Here is a 23,857-nt window from a genome sequence, read left to right as displayed (position 1 = left end):
AACCCCCTTATTCAAATAAATCTTCATCAACATCAGAATAGGACTCATCTTTGGCTTCAGTAAACTCAGATAGTAGACCCTCTTCCTTCGCCTCTGATTCACTTTTAATGTCTATTTTCCACCCAGTTAGTTTTGCGGCTAATCGTGCATTTTGACCTCGTTTTCCGATTGCCAAAGATAACTGATAATCGGGCACTATTACGGTAGTTGCCTTTTCTTTTTCTTTTACTATTACTTCGACAACTTTTGATGGGCTTAATGCATTTGATACATAAACAACTGGATCTTCAGACCACTCAACGATATCAATCTTTTCACCTTTAAGTTCATTTACAATTGTTTGAACACGTTGGCCTCTTTGTCCGACACATGAGCCCACTGGATCCACTTCTGGATTAGCAGCATAAACAGAGATTTTCGACCTGTCACCCGCTTCTCTAGCAACTGAACGAATTTCAACTGTACCATCATAAATCTCCGGCACTTCCATTTCAAATAATCGTTTTAGTAGACCTGGATGTGTCCTAGAAACATATATATGTGGACCTTTGTTTGTATTTTCTACTTTTGTTACAAAAACCTTCAGTCGATCGTGAACATTATATTGCTCTGTAGCCATTTGTTCACTCTCAGGTAATCGAGCTTCAATCTTACCAAGGTTTACATAAATAAAACGAGGATCTTTTCGTTGGATAATCCCTGTCATTACATCCTCTTCTCTATCGATGTATTCATTGAATATTACCCCTCGCTCAGCTTCTCTAACACGTTGGGTAACAACCTGCTTGGCAGCTTGTGCTGCTATTCTTCCAAAATCCTTAGGTGTAACTTCAATTTCAACAACGTCACCAATATCATAATTTGGATTCAATTGTTTCGCTTCTTCAAGAGAAACCTGTTGTTGTTTGTCTTCAACTTCTTCAACAATATCTTTTCTAGCAAATACATGCATGCTCCCTGTTTCTTCATTAAGATCTACACGTACATTAGTTGCAGACTTAAAATTCTTTTTATAAGCGGAGATAAGTGCAGCCTCTAAGGCTTCCATAAGGACTTCTTTATTAATTCCTTTTTCTTTCTCCAAATATTGAATGGCATCAAAAAGCTCACTGCTCAACATCTTTTCCCCCTTTAATTAAAAGTTACTGCTAATCGAGCCTTTGCGATTTTTTCAAATGGGATTTCTATCTCTTTTTTCCGTGTTTTTACTTTGACTTCCAAAGTAACTATGTCTTCTTCAAATGATTTTAAAATACCTTCGTATTCTTTCTCATCATCAAGTGGTTCATATAGCTTTATATAGATAGTATTTTCGATGTTCTTATGGAAATCTTCTCTTCTTTTTAATGGACGTTCTGCTCCAGGAGAGGAAACCTCTAAGAAATATGGAATGGTTACAGGATCTTCATTATCTAATTTCTCACTTAGTTTTTCGGATACCTGACCACATTCTTCAATATCTACACCGCCATCTTTATCAACAAAAACACGTAGAAACCAGTTTTTTCCCTCTTTTTCAAATTCGATATCAACGAGATTTAAATTTAATTCCTTAAGTATTGGTTGGACTAATTCCTCTGTCTTTTCTGCAACTTTATTGCTCAATTATTTTCCCTCCTTCAGAAAACATAAGAATAAATGTTCTGATAAGTATTTTTGATTAGTATACTCAATTACGTTTCTTTCATTTAATGAATTGTATATTCTTTATGAGTAACAGTTAATTTAATATCACTAAACCAAAAAAGTAACAACAAAACCCCTGCCATTACTGATCGGCAAGGGGAACTTATCAGTTTCCATCCTATTCCAGGGACCTAGCTTCACATCTGTCTGCGACAGAAACAGAACAAAATGCAAACAAGTATGAAAGAAAGAGTGGGTTTCCCCACTCCTTCTTTCCTACGTATCAATGCTTACCACCAAAAATATACCACATCTTACAAGTTAATGCAAGAATATCCCATGTTTACTATAGGTTACAAATAACACACATATTCACATAAAACAGTTAGTGAATATATGTGTTAGTTTAATCAAGTTTTATTTTAAAACAAAGATAGTTGATTGGCGTCAGCCATTCCTTCTAAACACCCATGATTATCTAAATATTCTAATACCGTCTTAGAAATTCTACTTCGCTCACGTAAATCTTCCTTTGAGAGAAAATCTCCATCTTCTCTTACTTTGACAATATTCAAAGCGGCGTTTGTGCCCAATCCATCAACTGCATTAAATGGAGGAATTAACGTGTTTCCATCAACGATAAAGTCTGTGGCACTTGAATTATATAGATTAACTTTTTGAAATGAAAACCCTCTTTCGTTCATTTCTAGAGCTATCTCTAATACAGTTAGCAAGTTCTTCTCCTTAGGTGAAGCATCATTACCTTTGGAAATAATTTCTTCTACTCTTTTTTTAATTGGTGCACTCCCCTTTACCATTACATCTAAATCGAAGTCACCTGCACGTACAGAGAAATACGCTGCATAAAAGAAAATAGGATAATGAACTTTGAAATAGGCAATTCTTACAGCCATTAATACATAGGCAGCTGCGTGAGCTTTAGGGAACATATACTTAATTTTCTTACAAGAGTCAATATACCAATCTGGTACATTATTTTTCTTCATTTCATCTATCCACTCATCTTGTAGGCCTTTTCCTTTACGAACAAACTCCATAATTTTAAATGCAAGAGACGCATCTAATCCCTTATGCATCAAATAAACCATGATATCATCACGACAACCAATTACATCAGGAAGTTTACAAATTCCTTTATTTATTAATTCCTGTGCGTTACCTAACCAAACATCTGTACCGTGGGATAAACCTGAAATGATAACAAGCTCTGCAAATGTTTTTGGTTTAGTGTCTTCAAGCATTTGTCGAACAAATTTCGTACCAAATTCCGGTACACCCAAGGTTCCAGTTTTGCACATTATTTGTTCTGAGGTTACACCCAGCACATCTGGTCCAGAGAAAATTTTCATTACCTCTTTATCATCTGTTGGTATTGTCTTCGGATCTATACCACTTAAATCCTGCAACATCCTTATTACGGTTGGATCATCATGTCCAAGGATATCTAGCTTCAAGAGATTGTCATGAATAGAATGGAAATCAAAATGAGTTGTTTTCCATTCAGAGTTTTTGTCATCAGCTGGAAATTGTATTGGTGTAAAATCATAAATTTCCTTATCATCCGGAACAACAATTATTCCACCTGGGTGTTGTCCTGAAGTCCGTTTTACACCAGTACATCCCTGTACGAGTCGATCAACCTCAACATTTTTAATTTGTAACTGTTGATCACCCGCATAACCCTTCACATAGCCATAGGCAGTCTTTTCAGCTACGGTACCAATCGTACCAGCCCTAAATACCTTGTCCTCTCCAAATAATACTTTAGTATAGTTATGAGCTTTAGACTGATATGCACCAGAGAAATTCAAATCAATATCGGGAACCTTGTCTCCTTTAAATCCTAGGAATGTCTCAAATGGGATATCCTGACCATCTTTTTTCAAATTAGTAGAGCAATTAGGACAGACTTTTTCAGGTAAATCGAAACCACTACCAACTGAGCCATCATTAAAGAACTCATTAAATTGACATGATGTACACACATAATGTGGTGGAAGCGGGTTTACCTCTGTAATTTCTGTTAATGTGGCAATTAGAGAAGAACCAACTGAGCCACGTGAACCAACCAAATATCCATCATCCAATGATTTTTTAACTAATTTATGAGAAATCAAATAAATAACTGCGAAACCGTGTCCAATGATACTTTTCAATTCTTTTTCGATTCGCTTTTCTACTAATTCTGGTAATGACTCGCCATAAACGGCTCTAGCTCGATTGTAACTCATCTCCCTAATCTCATCCTCAGCGCCATCGATATTAGGAGTATATAAATCTTCTTTAATTGGTTTTATAGAGTCAATTGAATCAGCAATATACTGGGTGTTAGTCACCACTACTTCTTTAGCTAAATCCTTACCAAGAAATTTAAAGCATTCAAGCATTTCGTCTGTTGTTCTAAAATGTACATCTGGGAGTGTTTGTCGATTAAGTGGATTCCCTTTTTGTGACGCTATTAAAATTTGACGGTACAGCTTGTCCTCTTTGTCAATATAATGGGCATTTCCTGTAGCTACACACTTTTTATTTAAGCGTTCTGCCATTTCTACAATATTTCTTAATATATCAAAAATCTGAGCTTCATTTTGTACAAGTTCTCTTTCCATTAAATGATTGTAGTTCGAAGGCGGTTGTATTTCAATATAGTCATAGAACTCTGCTATTTTTTCCGCTTCATCCTTTGACTTTTGCATCATTGTTTCAAATACCTCACCTTTATCACACCCGGATCCAACAAGAATACCTTCCCGATATTTCTGTAATTGAGATCTCGGAATTCGTGGTACTCGGTAAAAATAATCAACATGTGCTAAAGACACAAGTCTATAGATATTTTTTAACCCTATTTCATTTTGTGCTAATAGGGTTACATGGAACGGACGTGATCGCTGATAAGCATTTCCTTCACCCATATGTTGATTAAATTGTTTGTGGTTTGTTATCCCTAATTCATCTACCTTCTTAACAAGCTTCCATAACAAATATCCAGTAGCCTCAGCATCATATATTGCTCTATGGTGTTGAGTTAATTCAATGTCCAACAGTTTACACAATGTATTAAGGCGGTGGTTCTTGTTGTCAGGGAATAAAAACCTTGCTAGCTCTAATGTGTCTATCACAGGGTTACTAGCTTTTTCGTAATCAATTCTTTTTAGTCCCTCATTTAAAAAGCCCATATCAAAACTAGCATTATGTGCAACTAAAATATCATTACCCATCCATTGATGGAATTCTTTTATTACTTCATCCACTTCAGGTGCATCTTTAACCATATCATCAGTAATTCCAGTTAAATCTGTTGTAGTTTGAGATAAAGGGTGATGCGGATTTGCAAATGACTCATAGCGATCTACAATATCACCATCTTTTATTCTAACAGCAGCTAACTCGATAATTGTATCGTAAACAGCTGAAAGACCCGTTGTCTCAACATCAAACACTACGTATGTAGCATCACCTAAGTCAACATCGGTTTCATTGTAAGCAATTGGGACTCCATCATCAACAACATTCGCTTCTAACCCGTAAATTGCCTTTATTCCATGCTTACTACTTGAAGCATAGGCTTCAGGATATGACTGAGCAACAGCGTGATCTGTAATTGCAATTGCTTTGTGTCCCCATTTTGCAGCCTGTTCGACCAATTTAGAGGCGGAGACAACTGCATCCATTTGGCTCATAGTTGTATGAGCGTGTAATTCCACACGTTTTTCGCCCTCAGCTGCTTTATCCAATCTTTCATCTGCTACAACTTGATTAATATCATTTGCCATCATTGTAAGTTCATTAGTAAAGGTATCTGTTTGAATCGTTCCTCGTCCTTTAATCCACATTCCTTTTTTCACTTGCTGGAACATTGCTGCATCTTGATCGCCTTTTGAAAACTTCTTAATTTGGAATGAATCTGTATAATCAGTTACCTTGATTATTAGTAAATGACGACCTGAACGTAGCTCTCTAACGTCAACATCAAAGACATAACCTTGAATAACTTTACTTCTTTCTTCCTCTAAGATATTTTCCATGGGCTCAGCTTGATCTTGAATTCTGTTTCCAATCATAACAGGACCTTCAGGGGCATTCTCAGGTTTATGTTTTGCTCTTTCCTCTTTATCACGGACAGCCCTTTGAACTAACATTTGATCTTCTATAGCTTTTTGTTCTCTGAATTTCTGGATATCTTCTAGTTCTGTTTTAACATCAACCTCAATAGTATAGCTGTGAGAGCCGATCCGGTGACAATAGTTCTTGAACCCCGGCTCTAGTCTTTTTTTCAAAGCGTTCCCTTCGGCATCGTTTCTTGCAGTTATCAAAACTTTATTTCCGTTGATTCGAGGTTTTTGTTCGTGTACTAAATCTCGATATGCAGGTGATAAATCTTTTAGCGACAAAATAAAGTCTTGCCAATAATCACAGACATCCTGTTCAACTAATGTCTTTTTATCTGTATAAATTGTCCACTCAATTAAAGCTAATTGAGAAAAAGTTTCTTGCAATTTCAGTGAGAAAACTTTATATACTGATGGTGGTAATACCGTAGAAAGATGTATATGAAAATGCCACAGTTTATTCTTTTTAAAAACTTCTAATTTCGACAAAGAACTTTCATTAAAGTGTTCTTCAATAAGATCTTGTGGCATGTTAATTTGTTTTAATAATATGCTCATTCTATCATTGCTGGAAATGTCCATTATTCTGCCTCCCCGTATCCAGTAATCAGTTTCGATTACTACCGGACTCAAGTACAAATAACCATGGATTAAAATAAACTATACATGGTTGGTACACTAATTATTTTACTACTAATTAAAACCCTTGTCATCAGAGAATTCGACAAGGGTTTTAATAACTACACTTCCAATAATTTTTTTATACTTTCTAACAATTCAGATTGATGAAGCTCAGATTGCTCGCCAGTTGTTCTATGTTTAAACTCGACATAGCCTTCGTCAGCCCTTTTTCCTACTGTGATTCTATACGGAATTCCTACTAGATCACTGTCAGCAAACTTTACACCGGCACGTTCTTTTCTATCGTCATATAACACTTCAATACCTGCTGATTTTAATGTTTGATAAACTTCATCAGCTAACTGCTTCTGTTCCTCTTTTTTAGAATTAATAGCAATCAAATGAACATGGAAAGGCGCTACTTTAGTTGGCCAAGTAATCCCATTTTCATCATGGTATTGTTCAACAATAGCAGCTAATGTTCTAGAAACCCCAATGCCGTAACATCCCATAATCATTGTATTTGCTTTACCTTGATCATCTAAATATTTAGCACCCATTTTTTCCGCATAGAATTTCCCTAATTTAAAAACATGTCCTACTTCGATTCCTTTTGCAAATAGAATGGTACCATTCCCATCAGGAGAAGGATCTCCCTCCTCAATAAACCTTAAATCAGCGTACTGGCTAATTTGAAAATCTCGATCAGGATTTACGTTCACATAATGATAGCCATCGGCATTAGCCCCACACGAGACATTACTAACATATTGAACAGCACTATCAGCAACCACTTCAATTCCTTCACTAACATTAACTGGACCTAGAGAACCAAAACCAGCTCCGATGGCTGTTTTTGTTTCTTCCTCTGTAGCCAGTTCAACAATACTTGCTTCGAAAAGGTTTTTCAGCTTAATATCATTAACTTCATGGTCACCACGTGTAACGACTAAGACTAATTTGTCATCTACTTTAAACATTAATGTCTTTAAACCTTTGGCAAGAGAATGATTCAGAAAATCTGCTACATCCTGCATTGTCTTTTGATTTGGTGTTGCTACTTTTTCCATTTCTTTTAATTCTTCACTCGATTTAGTATAGTTTGTTACTACTGGCGCCATTTCAATATTAGCCGCGTAATCAGAAGTGTCGGAATAAGCAATTGTGTCTTCTCCTACCTCTGATAAAACCATAAATTCATGAGTATCTTTACCACCCATTGCACCTGAATCTGCTATTACTGCTCTAAAATTCAATCCACAACGACTGAATATATTTGAATAGGCTTGGTACATTTTTTGGTAAGCAGTATCTAGACTTTCAAATGAATCATGAAAGGAATAAGCATCCTTCATGATGAACTCTCTCCCACGTAATAATCCAAATCTAGGTCGTTTTTCATCTCTAAACTTTGTTTGAATCTGATATAACTTCAATGGTAGCTTTTTATAACTTTTAACTTCATCTCTAATCAAACTAGTTATTATCTCTTCATGTGTCGCACCAAGCGCAAACTCTCTGTCGTGTCTATCGCGAAGGCGCATCAATTCTGGTCCAAACGTGTTCCATCTTCCCGTTTCCATCCACAGTTCAGATGGTTGCAACGCTGGCATGAACATCTCACTAGCACCAGCATTGTCCATTTCTTCTCTAACAATTTCTTCAACTTTTCGTAACACACGCTTACCTAATGGTAAAAAACTGTACACGCCAGACGCGGTCTGACGGATGAAACCTGCTCTAAGTAATAATTGATGACTTTTTATATCGGCATCTGCAGGCACTTCTCTAAGCGTTGGTATTAGTGTTTCACTTTGTTTCATCCATTTTCACCTCTAATTAGAACTATCTTTTTTTTATAAGAACAATCGTTGAATGTCGTTCCAAGTTACCACAATCATTAGTAGCATCAATAGTGCAAAACCTATGAAGTGGACTACACCTTCTTTATGAGGATCAATCGGTTTTCCTCTTACTGCTTCCAATCCTACAAATAGTAATCTTCCGCCATCAAGCGCTGGTAAAGGCAGTAAATTAATTATTCCCAAATTAACACTCAGTGCTGCTGTCCACGACAAGAAATTCATAAAGCCTGTTTGAACAATTTGGTCTGTAGCATCATAGATACCTACAGGACCTGACAGCATATCAATAGAAAATTGACCAGTCACTAATTTTCCAAGGTTGACTAATATCAATTTCGCCCACATATATGTTTGTTCAAAGCTGTATGGTACTGCTTTAATAAATGACTTCTCTAAGGCAATTTGAACTCCTACCTGCCCAATAACCATATCCTGTGTTTCAAGTCTTCTCGGAATTACATTTAACTCAATCATTTCATTATTACGATTAACAGTCATAGACAACTCATTTTCAGGATTGTTTTGTACTGTTTGTTGAAATTCTTCCCATTTAGATATGGGTGTTCCTTCAATTTGTACAATTTCGTCTCCCTTTTGGAAACCTGCTTCTGCGGCAGGACTATCTTCTTGAACATCACCTATTAATGCATTATCAGCTGGAATTCCTTGCATAAATCCAAGGAGTATAAAAATCACGATGGTCAGAATGAAATTCATCATCGGTCCAGCAAATAGCTGCATTGCCCTTTGTGAAACTGTTTTTGAAGCAAACTGTCTATCATAAGGTGCAATTTGTGTTTCTGTTTCATCCATCACAAATACTGCTTTAGGATCAACTTTAAAGTGAAGCTTTTCTTCTTCATCAACTTCATAGCCTGTAATAGCTAAGGCATGATCAAGATCAGCTTTCTCAATCTCGATAACATGTGCATTAGGGTGCTTGGATTTATTGTTAACAATAATTTTGTTAACGTCACCTTCATCGTTGAATTCTAAACCTATATGTTGGCCTGCTTTTAAATCAATTATTTCCGGATCTTCCCCTGCTACACGAACGTATCCACCAAGGGGTAAAAGTCTTATTGTATATAGTGTCTCGTTGTTTTTAAACGAAAAGACTTTAGGCCCAAATCCTATCGCAAATTCTCGGACTAACATTCCAGCCCTTTTTGCGAATATAAAATGGCCGAACTCATGAACAAACACAAGCAGACCAAACATTAATATAAATGCAATGATGGTGGTCAAATATAGCACGCTCCTTTTAGTTTATGTAAGATGTTACTTGCTTTCTTGTTTGTTGATCAATCTCTAAAATAGTTTCTAAATCAGGGGATTTAATAGTAATATGACTATTGATAGCTTTATCAATCATAGATTCAATTTCTAAAAAAGAAATTCTTCCTTTTAGAAACAAATCAACGGCGACTTCATTTGCAGCATTTAATACAGTAGGCATTGTTCCACCTTCTTTTCCTGCATAGTATGCCATCCCTAAGCATGAAAATCGTTCCATATCCATTTTGCTAAAGTGAAGCTGTCCAATTTCAACTAAGTCTAGTTTCTTGGATTGAGAAAGCTCGAGTCTTTTAGGATGTGTCAAAGCATATTGAATGGGAACTCTCATATCTGGTGAGCCTAACTGAGCGATAACACTGTTATCACGGAACTCAACCATAGAGTGAATAACACTTTCTTTATGAAGAATAACTTCTATTTGTTCATATGGGATATCAAATAACCAATGCGCCTCTATTACTTCTAATCCTTTATTCATCATTGTAGCAGAATCTACTGTAATCTTTGCACCCATACTCCAATTAGGATGATTCAAGGCATCTTCCACAGTGACGTTAGCTAATTCCTCCCTTGTTTTATCACGGAAGCTACCACCTGATGCTGTCAATATAATCTTACTAACTTCTTCCCTATTTTCACCATTTAGACATTGAAAAATCGCAGAGTGCTCACTATCAACTGGTAGTAAGGTTACATTATTCCTTTTTGCCTCTCCCATCACTAAATGACCGGCAGTAACTAGTGTTTCTTTATTAGCTATAGCAATTTGTTTTTTCTCTTTAATTGCTTGAAGGGTTGCTTCAAGACCAACACTTCCCATTACTGCATTTATAACAATATCAGTGGTTGGATCAACACATACCTCTATCATACCCTCATTACCTGCTAAGATATAATTATGATTCACGAAATTCTCTAATTTTCTTTTTGTCTCATTATCTAGTACAACTATTTTATTAGGATTAAATTCTTTAATGATTGGGATAGCCTTGTCTATATTTTTCCCGAATGCTAAGGCGTATAATTCAAATTGTTCTGGATGCTGACGTATAATATCTAATGTTTGTAAACCGATTGATCCCGTAGCACCTAATAATGTGATTTTCTTCATACGGCACGCTCCTATGTCTCATCCTATGAAATAAATTGAATAAAATGCAATAAAGGAAAAACAAATATCCAACTATCAAAACGGTCTAAAATACCACCATGTCCAGGTAGAATTTTCCCTGAATCTTTAACATTGTAATATCTCTTAAATGCGGATTCAACAAGATCTCCTATTTGTCCAAATGCAGAAGCTAAGACTGTAACAATTAACACGACCAATGTAGAAGGATGTACTGGTACAAACATATGGAATATAAATGCAACTACACATGCTAGGACTATTCCTCCAATAGCTCCTTCAATTGTTTTATTAGGACTAATTTCAGGCCATAGTTTTCTCTTCCCCAATGCTCGTCCAAAAAAATATGCTCCTGTATCAGTAGCTAAAATAACAACGATTGCATAGAAAACATATCTTAGTCCAGCTTCTTGAGTTTCCATAAAATAATAAAAACCCAACCCAACATAAATTGCCGATAACACTAAAAAACCAGCATCTTCAAAAGTGAATTTATTCTTCACTAAAACCGTGTAAGATAATAACAATAATACAACGAACAAAGTTATCTCTGATTTTGATAAGTGAAAACCTTTAATAAGGGTATAGTCCTCATTAGGGAACAGTAATCCCCATAGTAAAAGTAATGTAATAATTGTCGGAACTGGATAAGTTGTCATCTTCCTCATTTTAAGAAGCTCCAATAATCCAATCGACGCAATAAGATACATTATTAAATGAAATGACCACCCACCATAAAATACAAAAGGAAAGAATAAAAGTATAGCAACAATAGCTGTAATAATTCTTGTTTTCATCTAGTTCACACCCTATATGCCACCATAACGACGTTTCCTATTCTGATAGTCGTTAAGGGCTTTTTCAAATAGAATTTCATCAAAGTCTGGCCAAAATGCATCCGTAAACCAAAATTCAGTATATGCAGATTGCCACAATAAAAAATTACTTAAACGTTGTTCACCACTAGTTCGAATTAATAAGTCCGGGTCCTGTAAATGTTTGGTATAAAGATACTCCCCAAATAAATCATCATCTATATCTTCAATCGCTATATTATTTGAGCTTACATCTGTTGCAACTCGCTTGATTGCTTGGATTATTTCATATCTACTACCATAATTCAAAGCAATATTAAGAATCAAACCGTTATTTGAACTTGTTTTATCTACGGCTTCTTCAACAGCCTTACGAGTATGTTGTGGTAACTCATTAAAATCACCAATTGTTTGTATTCGAACATTTTCTTCAATTAATTCAGGTAAATATGTATTAAGAAACTCCATCGGTAACTTCATCAAGTAGTCCACTTCACTTTTTGGACGTTTCCAATTTTCAGTAGAAAATGCATATAATGTAAGGATTTGAATCTTGTTTTTATTTGCTACTCTTACAATGTTTTTCACATTATCCATACCCTGTTTATGCCCAGCAAATCGAGGCAATCCTCGTTTTTTTGCCCAACGACCATTGCCATCCATTATAATAGCCACATGTTTAGGCAAGTTATCTTGTTTTAGTTCATTTTTAATTGTCTGATCCGCTGTTTTTTTATTTAGAAACGGAAGTTTAATTAATAGCATAATAAATCCTCCATGATTGCCTACCAACATATATAATATCATACAAGTATATAACTTTTCTTTGTGAAATAAAAGATAGCCTCGTACTGCATAACAATAATTAGAACTTGTTGTGGACTTTATTAATTGCCTAATCTTAATAACATACAAAAACCCCCTTTTTAAAGAGGGTCTTTATTCATAACTTATTTTACATGTTATCAACTTAAACTTCCATAATTTCTTTTTCTTTTTCCACAACTAATTTATCAATTTCACCAATATACTTGTCTGTTTCCTGTTGAACGTCATCATGGAAACCACGTAAATCGTCCTCTGTTATGTCACCATTTTTTTCAGATTTCTTTAGAAGATCATTTGAATCTCTTCGAATATTTCTCACCTGAACTTTAGCTTCTTCAGCAAACTTACCAACAACCTTAGCAAGATCCTTACGTCTTTCTTCCGTTAAAGCTGGAATATTGATCCGAATAACATTTCCATCGCTCGATGGAGACAAGCCTAAATCAGCCTTTTGAATTGCTTTCTCAATATCCCCAGTAGAAGTTTTATCAAAAGGTGTAATTACTAATAGACGAGCTTCAGGCGCGGAAATAGAAGCTAACTGATTCAGTGGTGTAGGTGCGCCATAATAGTCTACATAAATTCCATTCAGTAATGATGGGTTTGCTCGTCCTGCTCTGACCGTAGCCAATTGTTTAGAAAATGCTTGAACCGCCTGAGCCATTTTAGATTGAGTTTCATTAATTACTTCTTTAGACATTATTTTTCCCCCTTATAATAGTACCAATTTTTTCACCTAGAACAGCACGCTTGATATTACCTTCCTCAGAAATAGAGAAGACTAATAGTGGAATGTCATTATCCATACATAATGATGATGCAGTGGAATCCATTATTCCTAATCCTTCATTCAAGACTTCTAGGTAAGACAATTCTTCATATTTTGTCGCATCTTTGTTTAATTTTGGATCTGAAGTGTACACACCATCCACATTATTTTTTGCCATTAGAATAACATCAGCTTCAATCTCAGCAGCTCGCAAAGCAGCAGTTGTATCAGTAGAAAAATAAGGATTTCCAGTACCAGCAGCAAATATTACCACTCGTTTTTTCTCTAAATGACGTATTGCTTTCCGTCTAATATATGGTTCAGCTACCTGTCTCATTTCAATTGATGTTTGTACACGGGTTGGAATACCAAGATTTTCTAGACTGTCTTGGAGCGCTAACGAGTTCATGATTGTAGCTAACATACCCATATAATCGGCATTAGCACGGTCCATACCCATTTCACTACCAACCTTACCGCGCCATATGTTACCTCCACCAACCACAACAGCGACCTCTACACCTAGTTCAGCAACCTCTTTAACCTGATGGGCTATCGATTGAATTACTTTTGGTTCGATTCCATATCCTTGATCTCCACTTAGGGCTTCTCCACTTAATTTTAACACAATTCTACGGTAACGAGCAGTTGTCATAATTACCTCCAGTATGATATGTACTTATTTATTATAATAGCATTTACTTTTATTTTTTTCATACTTTAGTTCTAAAACGAATCCTGAAGGAATAAAGTTACTTTTCCTCTATCCCTAGATTTCCACTACTTATTGGGGTGTAGTAATTAATTTTTCCAGAATTCTTTTTTTTATAAGGTCGTTTAGTTAGTTAACCACTAACCATGTTTAGCTGTTGAAAAATAGGGAACACTGTGTGTCCCCTACTCAAGCAGTAATCCTTATTTTTTGACTTGGCTCATTACTTCTTCAGCAAAATTATCTGCACGTTTTTCCATACCTTCTCCTACTTGGTAACGAACAAATCCTTTTAAGGTTGCACCTTTACTTTCAACGATCTTTTTAACTTTTTGGTCAGGATCTTTAACAAAATTTTGTTCTAACAAACAAATTTCTTCGAAAAATTTACCAAGACGACCTTCTACCATTTTTTCAACAATCTTTTCTGGTTTTCCTTCACTTAATGCTTGTGCCTTCAACATTTCACGTTCTTTTTCTACTTCTTCCTCCGAGACTACGTCACGAGAAATATAACGAGGGTTAACAGCAGCAACATGCATTGCGATGTCCTTAGCAGTATTCTCGTCAGTAGTACCTTCTAAAACAGTTACTACGCCGATATTTCCACCCATGTGGATATATGCTCCGAATGCATCATTATCTGTTTTCTCAAAAATTGTAAATCTACGCAATGAAAGCTTTTCTCCAATTTTAGCGATGTTAGCATTAATATATTGCTCCAAGTTTTCTCCATCACCATGAAGGTTTTGTTGTAAAGCAGCCTCTACTGATTCCGGTTTTTGTTTAATTAGGTGTTTTCCTAGTTCATTAAGTAAGTTTTTAAACTGATCATTTTTTGTTACAAAATCCGTTTCACAATTAACCTCAATTAGCACAGCAGTATTTCCATCGACTTCAACATGTGTAGAACCTTCTGCAGCAATTCGATCAGCCTTTTTAGCAGCTTTAGAAATACCTTTCTCACGAAGGTAGTCTATCGCATTGTCAATATTCCCATCAGTTTCTTGTAGAGCTTTTTTACAATCCATCATTCCTGCACCAGTTTTTTCACGAAGTTCTTTAACCATTTTAGCAGTTACAGTCATATTAAATTTCCTCCTTATATTAGCAGTTATTTTCAAAATAACGCCTACCAACAACTTTTTTAGGCTATAGGTAACATTACACCTGATTTTAAAATGTTCACCAAGTATCGTAATATTCATACCTACTAACTGTCAGCAATGGATGTTTTATCCATTGAGATTTTTCTTAAAAAAAGGTGATAAAAGGTTCCCCTCTTATCACCCGCCAACCTCTAATTATTCTGCAGTTTCAGTTACTACTTCTGCTTCTGCTTCTTCTGTAACTTCACCTTGTTTAGCTTCTAAAATAGCATCAGCCATTTTACCAGTAAGAAGTTTCACAGCACGAATTGCATCATCGTTAGCTGGGATAACATAGTCGATTTCATCAGGATCACAATTAGTATCAACAATACCTACGATAGGAATGTTTAATTTGTGAGCTTCTGCTACTGCGATGCGTTCCTTGCGTGGATCAATAATAAACAATGCATCTGGTAATTTAGTCATTTCTTTAATTCCACCTAAGAACTTAACTAGGCGTTCTTTTTCCTTAAGAAGTCCTACAACTTCTTTCTTTGGAAGTACCTCAAAAGTACCATCTTCTTCCATACGCTCAATATCTTTTAAACGATTAATACGTTTACGAATTGTACCGAAGTTTGTAAGAGTACCACCTAACCAACGTTGGTTAATGAAGTACATTCCAGAGCGAATTGCTTCATCTCTTACAGATTCCTGAGCTTGTTTCTTAGTACCAACGAAAAGAATAGTACCGCCATTTGCAGCAACTTCTTTTACGTAGTTGTAAGCTTCGTCAACCTTCTTTACAGTCTTTTGAAGGTCAATAATGTAAATACCGTTACGCTCAGTGAAGATATACTTCTTCATCTTTGGGTTCCAACGGCGTGTCTGGTGACCGAAATGCACACCAGCTTCAAGTAATTGTTTCATTGAAATAACTGCCATGAATAATTTCCTCCTGTATTTTGGTTTTTTTATCCTCCGTTCGCTTCATCTTTACGTAAGAACTAATACATAGATTAGCACCTCTTACATAATCCACAAACGTGTGTAATTAACACCAAAAGTAAATATAACATATGGAATAAGAGCAATCAAGCAATATTATGAGTTTTTTCGATGGAATTTTAACATTAATTCTATTTCCGTCTTCCCGCAGTCTAGTTTTCTTGCGATAGTTTCAATGGAATCACCTTGACTATATAAGGTATAAACCTTTCCGGAAATGGTTTGTTCAACAGTATCCTGTACCTCGTCTATCGATGGAGGAGTGTATAATGAAGTCTCGTCGACTTGTTTTGATTGATATAATTGTCGGATTGTTGTTTTTTCACCAGTCATAGTTGAAGCTGTATTCTTTCCCTTTATGCTAGCAATTTTGGAAGGCTTTGTTAATTCAACATCCTCCGGGTATTCCTGATTATTTATTGCATTCAGCAACGAATCATTCTCTTCCTTTATCTCCAGCAAATAAACTGATAGTAAATCCTCAATTTCTTTTGTATGTTGTTTTTGCATAGATTCCAATTCCACAGATTGTTTTATACGATCATTGAATGACTTTAGTATGATAAAAAATATAATGTGGAGAAGAAAACTTATTAATAGTAAAAGATAAACCACTGCATTCCCTCCCCTTTAACCGTTAAAATCGATTTGTTTCCCCAAAAAAGGATGATCTGAGGTGTTCTCAGACTCTTCGGAATGTTCATGCCCCTCACGATATTGCTTATTGGAATCCTCTTTTTTTTTGTTATTTACATTGTCTTTTTGGTTATAATCATTAACTTTCTTTCGTTTTAATTCTTCCGTCAATAATTGATTGTTTGAAATAGTATCTTGAAGAAGTTGTCCTCTTTGCTGCAATTGTTCTTGAATTTTACCTGCATCTTGAACTCTAGGTAGTGCCACCTGCATTTCGACCGATTTCCAACTCATTTTTCATCGCATCCTTCTCGGAGTCAATAGTTTTAAAGCGACTGAATTGTTATTTCACGGCTGTTTAACGTAGCGCTTACATATTGTCTGGTTTTAGTAATTTTCCTTAGATATTTTCCGAACGAAATATAAACATTTGAATATAGACGACCTTTAACAATTAATTTCATCCCTTCAAGGTCACCGATTTGCACCTCTAATAGATCAAGTTCTTGAGTTACTTCTTCAAGTTGTAGCGATGTTTTCTCCATTGAGTGCCGTTGTTTTAACAGTAAAATCTTTTCTTTCGAAGATAGACCCAATTTTTCTTTATCTGTCAAACTATTACCGATAATCTCCAACTTCATTTTATTGGTTATAAGATCTTTTTTTCTAGTATGCAACTCTTTTTCTTGTTCTTTTAGTTTTGTGTTGATCCCAAAAGCTAGGTCGGTTTTGGTATTCATTTTATTACCAATATCCTTTGCCTCAATAATCTTACCAGCTGACAAAATACCACCAATGATATTACCATTTTGACATCTAATGTTATTTTGCGCAACACAATCACTATGTAAAATAGAGTTTTCTACTATGATGTCTCTACCAGCCTCAATTTTTGCCTGATTGATATAACCAATCTTAATATCAAGTCCAGCTTGGACGGTTCCCTTCTTAAGCCCAGCAATTCCTTCAGAAATCTGAACCGAACCACCCGCTTTAATATAAGCCGCTTCTACCAATCCGAAAATCCTAACATCACCTTCTGCTTTTACAGAATACCCTGTTGGAACATTTCCATAGATAGTCACCGATCCAACAAAATCTAGGTTTCCTGTTTTCAGACTCAAATCTCCTTTAATTTCAAACAATGGATGAACATGAATTACTTTTTCACCGAAACTTAGTTGTCCATTAGCAGTTGCAAAAAATGTGTTTTCTTGTTCATCAAATCTTACATTTTTCCCCGCTCTTATTTTTAAAGGTTTTCCTGGGATTGGATCAACAATTTCACCTAGTATGTTAATCCCCTTTTCACCAGCGGTAGCATTGGTAATGTATGCTAGCTTTTCTCCTTCTTTAACGGATGGTATCTTTGTTACATCTCTAAAGCTTTTCTTTTTTTCTTGTTCTATCCTAATACTTTGCTCACCGATGTAGTGAATGAAACCATCCATACCTTTTTCGGGAGGCTTACCTTTTACTATTGTTATTGAATCTTGTAAAGTCTTGTTTGCATCTAGTAATCTAGTTAATTCCTCATCAATAATTCCATACTTAATCTTTTTGGACACCAGATACCGGATTAAATCTTCTTTACTGCAGTCAAAATCTATAGGACAATCCTCTTTACAATTTATCGATACAGTCATAAGATCTTTTGAGATAATTAAATCAAACCAATTATCAAATTGCTCCATCAAGCTATCCCCTCTGTTTACAATTTTAGTTTAAGAGATATTAGCTATCGACCGTCTAAATTATTAGCTAAGAGTTAGGACAACTGCTTTCTTAGTTTGAATATTGCTCGTTTATGTATTTGGGAAATACGTGAAGTAGTTAGGTCTAGGACATGACCAATTTCTGTAAGAGTGAGCTCCTCCTTATAAAATAAACTAACTACCATCTGTTCATTCTCATTTAAAGCTTTAATTGCAGCTTCCATATCCTGAATATTTTCCGCTTTTAAGATGTGATGTTCTGGACTATTACTAGGATCACTTGGTATATGGTAGCCAATTCCCTCTTTATAATCCTCATGAGAACTCTTCGGTTTTTCCTCGATAGATAATACATTAACAAACAAAGTATCCTTAACAACCTCTTCTACACTCTTCGCCGATAGACCAACTACTACTCCTATTTCTTCGGATGTTGGTTGACGCTGTAACTGCTGCTCTAATGATTGTGAAGCCCGCTCAATGGTTTTTGCCTTGTCACGGATAGACCTTGGAAGCCAATCTTCTTTTCGCAACCCATCCATAATAGCACCTCGAATGCGAAATGAGGCGTAGGTATCAAACTTCAAATCTCTACTAGGTTCAAACTTATTAAGTGCGTCATAAAGACCAAATAAACCTAAACTAGTTATATCATCTTTACTTACACTGCTAGGTAAATGAATTGCAATACGTTGAACATGATAATTAACTAAATAAAAATACTTTTTAATAAGTTGGTCAGCAGCTTCATTATCTTTATTTTTTATCCAGTTGTCCCATAGGTGTTGATCATATACAGTTGTTGATTTGGACATATTAATCACCTCTTTGTCTTGCTTATCCTTATTACTAGCATCACTCTATATTTCCGTTTCACCAGTATTGACTGTCTTAATTTTCAAGACACCTGTCGACGGATCAAACTCTATCGTTCGACCACTATTACCACCTGTGTCACTGGATATGATTGGAATTCGATGCTTATTTAACCTTTCGATAACGGCTTCAATATTTCTATTTCCAACTCGTAAGACATCTTTAGTAGAATTAAATGAAAACATCTGGGCTCCACCAGCAATCTTAGCTTTCAATGCAAATTTTCTAGCTCCGTTGTCAATAATCGTGCTATACAAAATGTCGATAGCTGTATCAGCATATTTTAGTTCATTTAAATTTTCTCTCTTAGATAGATTTGAATCTGGCAACATTACATGTGCCATACCTGCAATCTTTAGAGAAAGATCATAAACAACGACCCCTACACAAGAACCCAAACCTGAAGTTCTTATAACCTCTGGGGCCTCAACCATCTTCATATCTGCAATTCCTACTTTTACTATATTATTTGTTATATTCATTGGTCCTGAACACCTAAGGATACAAAAATTTTCTCAAATGACTCCGGATCTGGTAACAAAAAGAAATGTCCTTGTATCTGGGCATTGTTTTTATCATTGTCATTAAATGTAGTATCAATGATGATCGCATAATCACTTTCTCGGGATAATTCCATCAATCCTTGCGACAGAATAGCACCGGCCATATCAATATTTAAAGCAGGTACTGACGGTTGCATGTTAATTTTAGTAAAATCAGATAATGCTGATAAATAAGTTCCCGCAAGAATATTCCCGACTTCATGGAGGACAGATAATCCCATTTCTTCAAACGGTGGAGAAGCAAAAGAAAAATCTGTATTACCTGTAATTTGATGTACAAATTGCTCCGCTTGCCCTGGTGATAATACAAAAAACATACTACCAGGAGCATCACCTTGAATCCTCAGAAATACAGAAACAATTGTTTCATCTGGGCCACCGACAATCTCCATCGTTTCATCGAAACTCAACACTCGGACAGAAGGAACTTCCATGTCAATCGGTCGGTTTAGGAGCTTTGATAAAGAAGTTGCAGCGTTTCCAGATCCAATATTGCCGATTTCTTTGAGAATATCCAATTGATAACTTGTCAGATTTTCTATGAAAGACATGTTAACTATTCTCAACACTTTTTAATATTTTTACTTCTTTACTTGAGAGTACCTCTTTCATATTCAATAGAATAAGCAAACGCGAATCAACTTTGGCAACGCCCTCGATATAATCAACATCTACTGTACCGATAACTTCTGGTGGAGGTTCGATAGCTGATTGTGGAATATCGATTACATCGTATGCGGCATCAACAATAAGCCCCACTTCCAAACCATCAATATAGACGATAATAATTCTAGTACTGTCAGTAAATTCTGATTCTTCAATACCGAAACGTTTTCTTAAATCGATAATAGGTGTTACTACGCCCCTCAGGTTAATAACCCCTTTAACGAATTCTGATGTTTGAGGGACTCTAGTAATATGCTGCATTCTTTCAATGGAACCTACTTGCTGAACGGAAATTGCATACTCCTCATTCTTCAATTGGAAAATAATCGCTTTAATTTCTTGATCATTTACTTCAGTCATTGGAAAGCCTCCTTATTTAATTAGAGAATTTGTATCAATAATAAGTGCTACTTGTCCATCACCAAGAATTGTTGCACCTGATATAGCAAAAACATTAGTCAAATAGTCACCAAGTGATTTGAGAACTACTTCTTGTTGACCAATAAATGTGCCAACAATTAACCCAGCCATCTTGTCACCTTTTCTAATGATAACAATTGAATAAAACTCGTCTTTTTCCATTGTTCTTGGAACATCAAAAACTTCCTTAATAGAGATTAAAGGCACTACTTTGCCTCGGAAATCAATTACCTTCTTGTTATGAGCACTTAAAATTTCGGACTTATCAACAATAGCCGTTTCAATAATGGAAGATAATGGTATAGCGTATTTTTCTTTTTCTACCTCAACTAAAAGAACAGATATTATTGATAGTGTTAAAGGTAATTGAATAGAGAATACTGAACCTTTTCCTAACTCAGATTCTATTGATACATTGCCACCTAGGGACTCAATCGTATTTTTAACTACATCCAGTCCAACCCCGCGTCCGGAAACATCTGAAATTGTTTCAGCAGTAGAGAATCCACTTTCAAGAATTAGCTGATAGACCTGTTTGTCACTTAGTTGACTCGCTTGATCACTAGTTATTACTCCATTTGAAATTGCTTTGTTTATCACTTTTTCTTTGCTAATCCCGGCACCATCATCTGAGATTTCAATAAAGACGTGATTTCCACTATGATAGGCATTTAATTCTAGTAATCCTTCTGGTGATTTGCCATTTTTTTTCCTAACTTCAGGAGATTCAATACCATGATCAATAGCATTTCGAATTAGATGGACTAATGGATCCCCGATTTCATCTATAACGGTTCGATCCAATTCAGTATCTGCTCCATTAACTACAATTCGTATTTCCTTAGCTAGGTCCTTAGCCAATTGTCTTACCATTCGAGGAAATCTGTTAAATACTTGATCAACAGGAACCATCCGCATATTTAATATAATTGTTTGTAAGTCACCTGAGATTCTAGTCATACGTTCGACAGTCTCTTGTAATTCAACATGTTTTAATTGATCTGAAATCTGCTCTAGTCTACCTCTATCTATTACAAGCTCTTCAAATAGATTCATTAAGGCATCTAAACGGTCAATATTCACTCGAATTGTTTTGTTATTTATTACTGTTTTACTATTGCTTGTGTTGTTCTCAGCCGTTATTTCTAACGTTGATGCTACTTCAAGCTGACTATTTTCTGCACTTTGATGTATTTGTCCACTTGCTTGTTTTACTTGTTTTTTTATACCTTCAACAGAAAACGATACAATGGTAACTAGATCAACTTCTGAAACTTTCATTATTTTCTTTTTGATATGCTCTGTTTTTTCTTTTGTCACTAACAAAACTGTGAATTCATGTTCGAATTTTTCTTCCTCTAGTGCAGTTACAGTTGGGACAGATTTAATTACTTCACCAATCTGCTCTAGAACTTCAAAAACCATGTACACACGAGCAGCCTTCAATAAACAGTCTTCTCTTAATTTAATAGTTATTTGTAAATTAGAATAGTTTTTTTCTTCCGATTCTTGTAATATCGTAATCTCAAATTCATCTAAAGTATTAACGATGCTACTATTATAGTTTTGACTACTATCCATTTCATTAGAATCAGATTTGTCTTGAACAATTGTTTCTCCATTTTCAATCAAATCTAGCTTAGCCACTAATGATTCGACATTACACTTACCATCTCCACCATTTGCGATATCTATTACCATCGCTTCCAAATGATCAACCGCATTTAAAACTACGTCTAGAATGTCAGAATTAATTACAAGTTGCTTATTTCTAACTGCATCCAAAACGTTTTCCATTTTATGGGTTAGATTTGCTAAATCTTTATAACCCATGGTAGCGGACATCCCCTTTAATGTATGTGCTGATCTAAATATCTCGTTTATTATTTCCATGCTAGAAGGATTCTTTTCTAAGACTAATAAATGGTTGTTTAACGATTGAATGTGTTCTTTACTTTCCTCAATAAATACCTCAAGATATTCATTCATTTCCATAACATCACCTCTGATTTTTTATTTTGTCTATCAGTAAGCTACTTATGTTATCCAACTCTTCGATGTAATCTACTAAATTTGTTTTTATCACAGCTTGTGGCATTCCATAAACTATGGCGGACTTCTCCGATTCGGCTACGATAACTGTGTCGCTTTTTACTTCTTTTAAAGCTTTTGCTCCTTTTGTTCCATCAGAACCCATACCAGTCATAATTACTGCATAAGTTTGAAACATTTGCTGTTTTACTAACGACTCAAACAGCACATCTACCGAAGGCTGATGACCATTTCTAGGAAGATCTTGAGAAACGTGAGCTGTTAAGGACTTTCCACTCTCTTTCACTCTTAGGTGATAGCCACCTGGAGCAATGTATGCAGTTCCCTTTAAAAGCAATTCACCATCGACAGCTTCTTTTATTTTAATCTTGGATAATGTATTGAGTCTGTTTGACAACGATTTAGTGAATCCTGGTGGCATATGTTGTACAACTACTATTGGTGCTGGAAAATCTTCAGGTAAATTGGTTAAAACTTGTTGGAGTGCACGCGGACCTCCTGTTGATGTTCCAATTGCTACAATGGCTCCACTTGAACCAATGCTTGAACTATTGTTTTGAAACCTAAAATCCGTACTCTTGTTCTTGGATTCTAACTGAGCACCCTTTGTTACATACTTATGTATAGATGTCTTACTAGCGGCTATAACCTTATCAATAATTTCACCCTTAACTTTTTCAATATCCAATGAGATTGGACCCGAAGGTTTGGTGATAAAATCAACAGCACCAAGTGACATCGCTTGAATTGTTTTATCAGTTCCTTCTTTCGTTAAACTGGACAACATAATCACAGGAAGTGGCATCTCCCTCATGATTATATTTAATGTAGAAATACCATTCATAATCGGCATTTCCACATCCAAAGTAAGTACATCAGGTGATAATTGTTTTAATTTAATTAGTGCATCTTCACCATTTTTTGCCGTGCCTATCACATTAATTTCCGGGCTGGAATTTAAGATATCAGAGATTACTTTTCTCATAAAAGCTGAATCATCTACCACTAAAACTTTAATTTCTTTCATGATAGT

21 protein-coding genes are annotated in these 23,857 nt (G+C 35.4%); all 21 read right to left on the bottom strand.

Features of this window, described 5'->3' with window-relative positions; translation table 11 throughout:
- Positions 1–7: 7 nt before the first annotated feature.
- The 21 genes from nusA to GH741_RS06255 all read right to left on the bottom strand — a co-directional run bounded on the left by nusA (position 8) and on the right by GH741_RS06255 (position 23,851).
- Complete coding sequence (nusA, locus tag GH741_RS06355; RefSeq protein WP_153735944.1) at positions 8–1,117, bottom strand: transcription termination factor NusA; 1,110 nt, start codon at positions 1,115–1,117, stop codon at positions 8–10.
- 14 nt (positions 1,118–1,131) lie between these two features.
- Positions 1,132–1,605, bottom strand: a complete 474-nt coding sequence (gene rimP / locus GH741_RS06350) for a ribosome maturation factor RimP (protein WP_153735943.1) — start codon at positions 1,603–1,605, stop codon at positions 1,132–1,134.
- Between the two features lie 443 nt (positions 1,606–2,048).
- Complete coding sequence (locus tag GH741_RS06345; protein ID WP_153735942.1) at positions 2,049–6,341, bottom strand: PolC-type DNA polymerase III; 4,293 nt, start codon at positions 6,339–6,341, stop codon at positions 2,049–2,051.
- 158 nt (positions 6,342–6,499) lie between these two features.
- On the bottom strand, positions 6,500–8,203 hold the full coding sequence (locus GH741_RS06340) for a proline--tRNA ligase (protein WP_153735941.1): 1,704 nt from the start codon (positions 8,201–8,203) through the stop codon (positions 6,500–6,502).
- A gap of 33 nt (positions 8,204–8,236) precedes the next feature.
- Positions 8,237–9,493, bottom strand: coding sequence for an RIP metalloprotease RseP (gene rseP, locus GH741_RS06335; RefSeq protein ID WP_153735940.1), 1,257 nt, complete (start codon positions 9,491–9,493; stop codon positions 8,237–8,239).
- Between the two features lie 16 nt (positions 9,494–9,509).
- On the bottom strand, positions 9,510–10,655 hold the full coding sequence (locus GH741_RS06330) for a 1-deoxy-D-xylulose-5-phosphate reductoisomerase (RefSeq protein WP_153735939.1): 1,146 nt from the start codon (positions 10,653–10,655) through the stop codon (positions 9,510–9,512).
- A gap of 23 nt (positions 10,656–10,678) precedes the next feature.
- The gene (locus GH741_RS06325; protein ID WP_153735938.1) at positions 10,679–11,470 is read right to left on the bottom strand and encodes a phosphatidate cytidylyltransferase; all 792 of its coding nucleotides are present in this window, start codon (positions 11,468–11,470) and stop codon (positions 10,679–10,681) included.
- 12 nt (positions 11,471–11,482) lie between these two features.
- Positions 11,483–12,253 (bottom strand): isoprenyl transferase, encoded by a 771-nt coding sequence (locus tag GH741_RS06320; RefSeq protein ID WP_153735937.1) that lies wholly within the window; start codon positions 12,251–12,253, stop codon positions 11,483–11,485.
- A gap of 205 nt (positions 12,254–12,458) precedes the next feature.
- The gene (frr, locus tag GH741_RS06315; RefSeq protein WP_153735936.1) at positions 12,459–13,016 is read right to left on the bottom strand and encodes a ribosome recycling factor; all 558 of its coding nucleotides are present in this window, start codon (positions 13,014–13,016) and stop codon (positions 12,459–12,461) included.
- A complete protein-coding gene (pyrH, locus tag GH741_RS06310) occupies positions 13,009–13,740 on the bottom strand; it encodes a UMP kinase (RefSeq protein ID WP_153735935.1) in 732 nt (243 codons plus the stop codon). The genes frr and pyrH overlap by 8 nt, the downstream gene beginning before the upstream one ends.
- A 260-nt stretch (positions 13,741–14,000) precedes the next feature.
- Positions 14,001–14,885, bottom strand: a complete 885-nt coding sequence (gene tsf / locus GH741_RS06305; RefSeq protein ID WP_153735934.1) for a translation elongation factor Ts — start codon at positions 14,883–14,885, stop codon at positions 14,001–14,003.
- Positions 14,886–15,101: 216 nt separating this feature from the next.
- Positions 15,102–15,833, bottom strand: coding sequence for a 30S ribosomal protein S2 (rpsB, locus tag GH741_RS06300; protein WP_153735933.1), 732 nt, complete (start codon positions 15,831–15,833; stop codon positions 15,102–15,104).
- A gap of 159 nt (positions 15,834–15,992) precedes the next feature.
- Positions 15,993–16,511, bottom strand: a complete 519-nt coding sequence (locus tag GH741_RS06295) for a hypothetical protein (protein WP_153735932.1) — start codon at positions 16,509–16,511, stop codon at positions 15,993–15,995.
- 15 nt (positions 16,512–16,526) lie between these two features.
- Positions 16,527–16,826: a hypothetical protein gene (locus GH741_RS06290; protein ID WP_153735931.1), complete on the bottom strand. Its 300-nt coding sequence runs from the start codon at positions 16,824–16,826 to the stop codon at positions 16,527–16,529.
- 32 nt (positions 16,827–16,858) lie between these two features.
- Positions 16,859–18,226: a DUF342 domain-containing protein gene (locus GH741_RS06285; protein WP_153735930.1), complete on the bottom strand. Its 1,368-nt coding sequence runs from the start codon at positions 18,224–18,226 to the stop codon at positions 16,859–16,861.
- A 74-nt stretch (positions 18,227–18,300) separates the two neighbouring features.
- On the bottom strand, positions 18,301–19,062 hold the full coding sequence (locus tag GH741_RS06280) for a FliA/WhiG family RNA polymerase sigma factor (RefSeq protein ID WP_153735929.1): 762 nt from the start codon (positions 19,060–19,062) through the stop codon (positions 18,301–18,303).
- Between the two features lie 45 nt (positions 19,063–19,107).
- Positions 19,108–19,605: a chemotaxis protein CheD gene (locus GH741_RS06275; protein WP_153735928.1), complete on the bottom strand. Its 498-nt coding sequence runs from the start codon at positions 19,603–19,605 to the stop codon at positions 19,108–19,110.
- Positions 19,602–20,237 (bottom strand): chemotaxis protein CheC, encoded by a 636-nt coding sequence (locus GH741_RS06270; RefSeq protein WP_153735927.1) that lies wholly within the window; start codon positions 20,235–20,237, stop codon positions 19,602–19,604. The genes GH741_RS06275 and GH741_RS06270 overlap by 4 nt, the downstream gene beginning before the upstream one ends.
- 1 nt (position 20,238) lies before the next feature.
- A complete protein-coding gene (locus GH741_RS06265) occupies positions 20,239–20,712 on the bottom strand; it encodes a chemotaxis protein CheW (RefSeq protein ID WP_153735926.1) in 474 nt (157 codons plus the stop codon).
- A 12-nt stretch (positions 20,713–20,724) separates the two neighbouring features.
- Positions 20,725–22,767, bottom strand: coding sequence for a chemotaxis protein CheA (locus GH741_RS06260; RefSeq protein ID WP_153735925.1), 2,043 nt, complete (start codon positions 22,765–22,767; stop codon positions 20,725–20,727).
- Positions 22,768–22,771: 4 nt separating this feature from the next.
- Positions 22,772–23,851: a protein-glutamate methylesterase/protein-glutamine glutaminase gene (locus tag GH741_RS06255; RefSeq protein WP_153735924.1), complete on the bottom strand. Its 1,080-nt coding sequence runs from the start codon at positions 23,849–23,851 to the stop codon at positions 22,772–22,774.
- Between the last annotated feature and the right edge of the window lie 6 nt (positions 23,852–23,857).

It is taken from the genome of Aquibacillus halophilus (assembly GCF_009649745.1).
Classification (GTDB): domain Bacteria; phylum Bacillota; class Bacilli; order Bacillales; family Amphibacillaceae; genus Aquibacillus; species Aquibacillus halophilus.
This window is presented reverse-complemented; position numbering and strand designations above follow the sequence as displayed.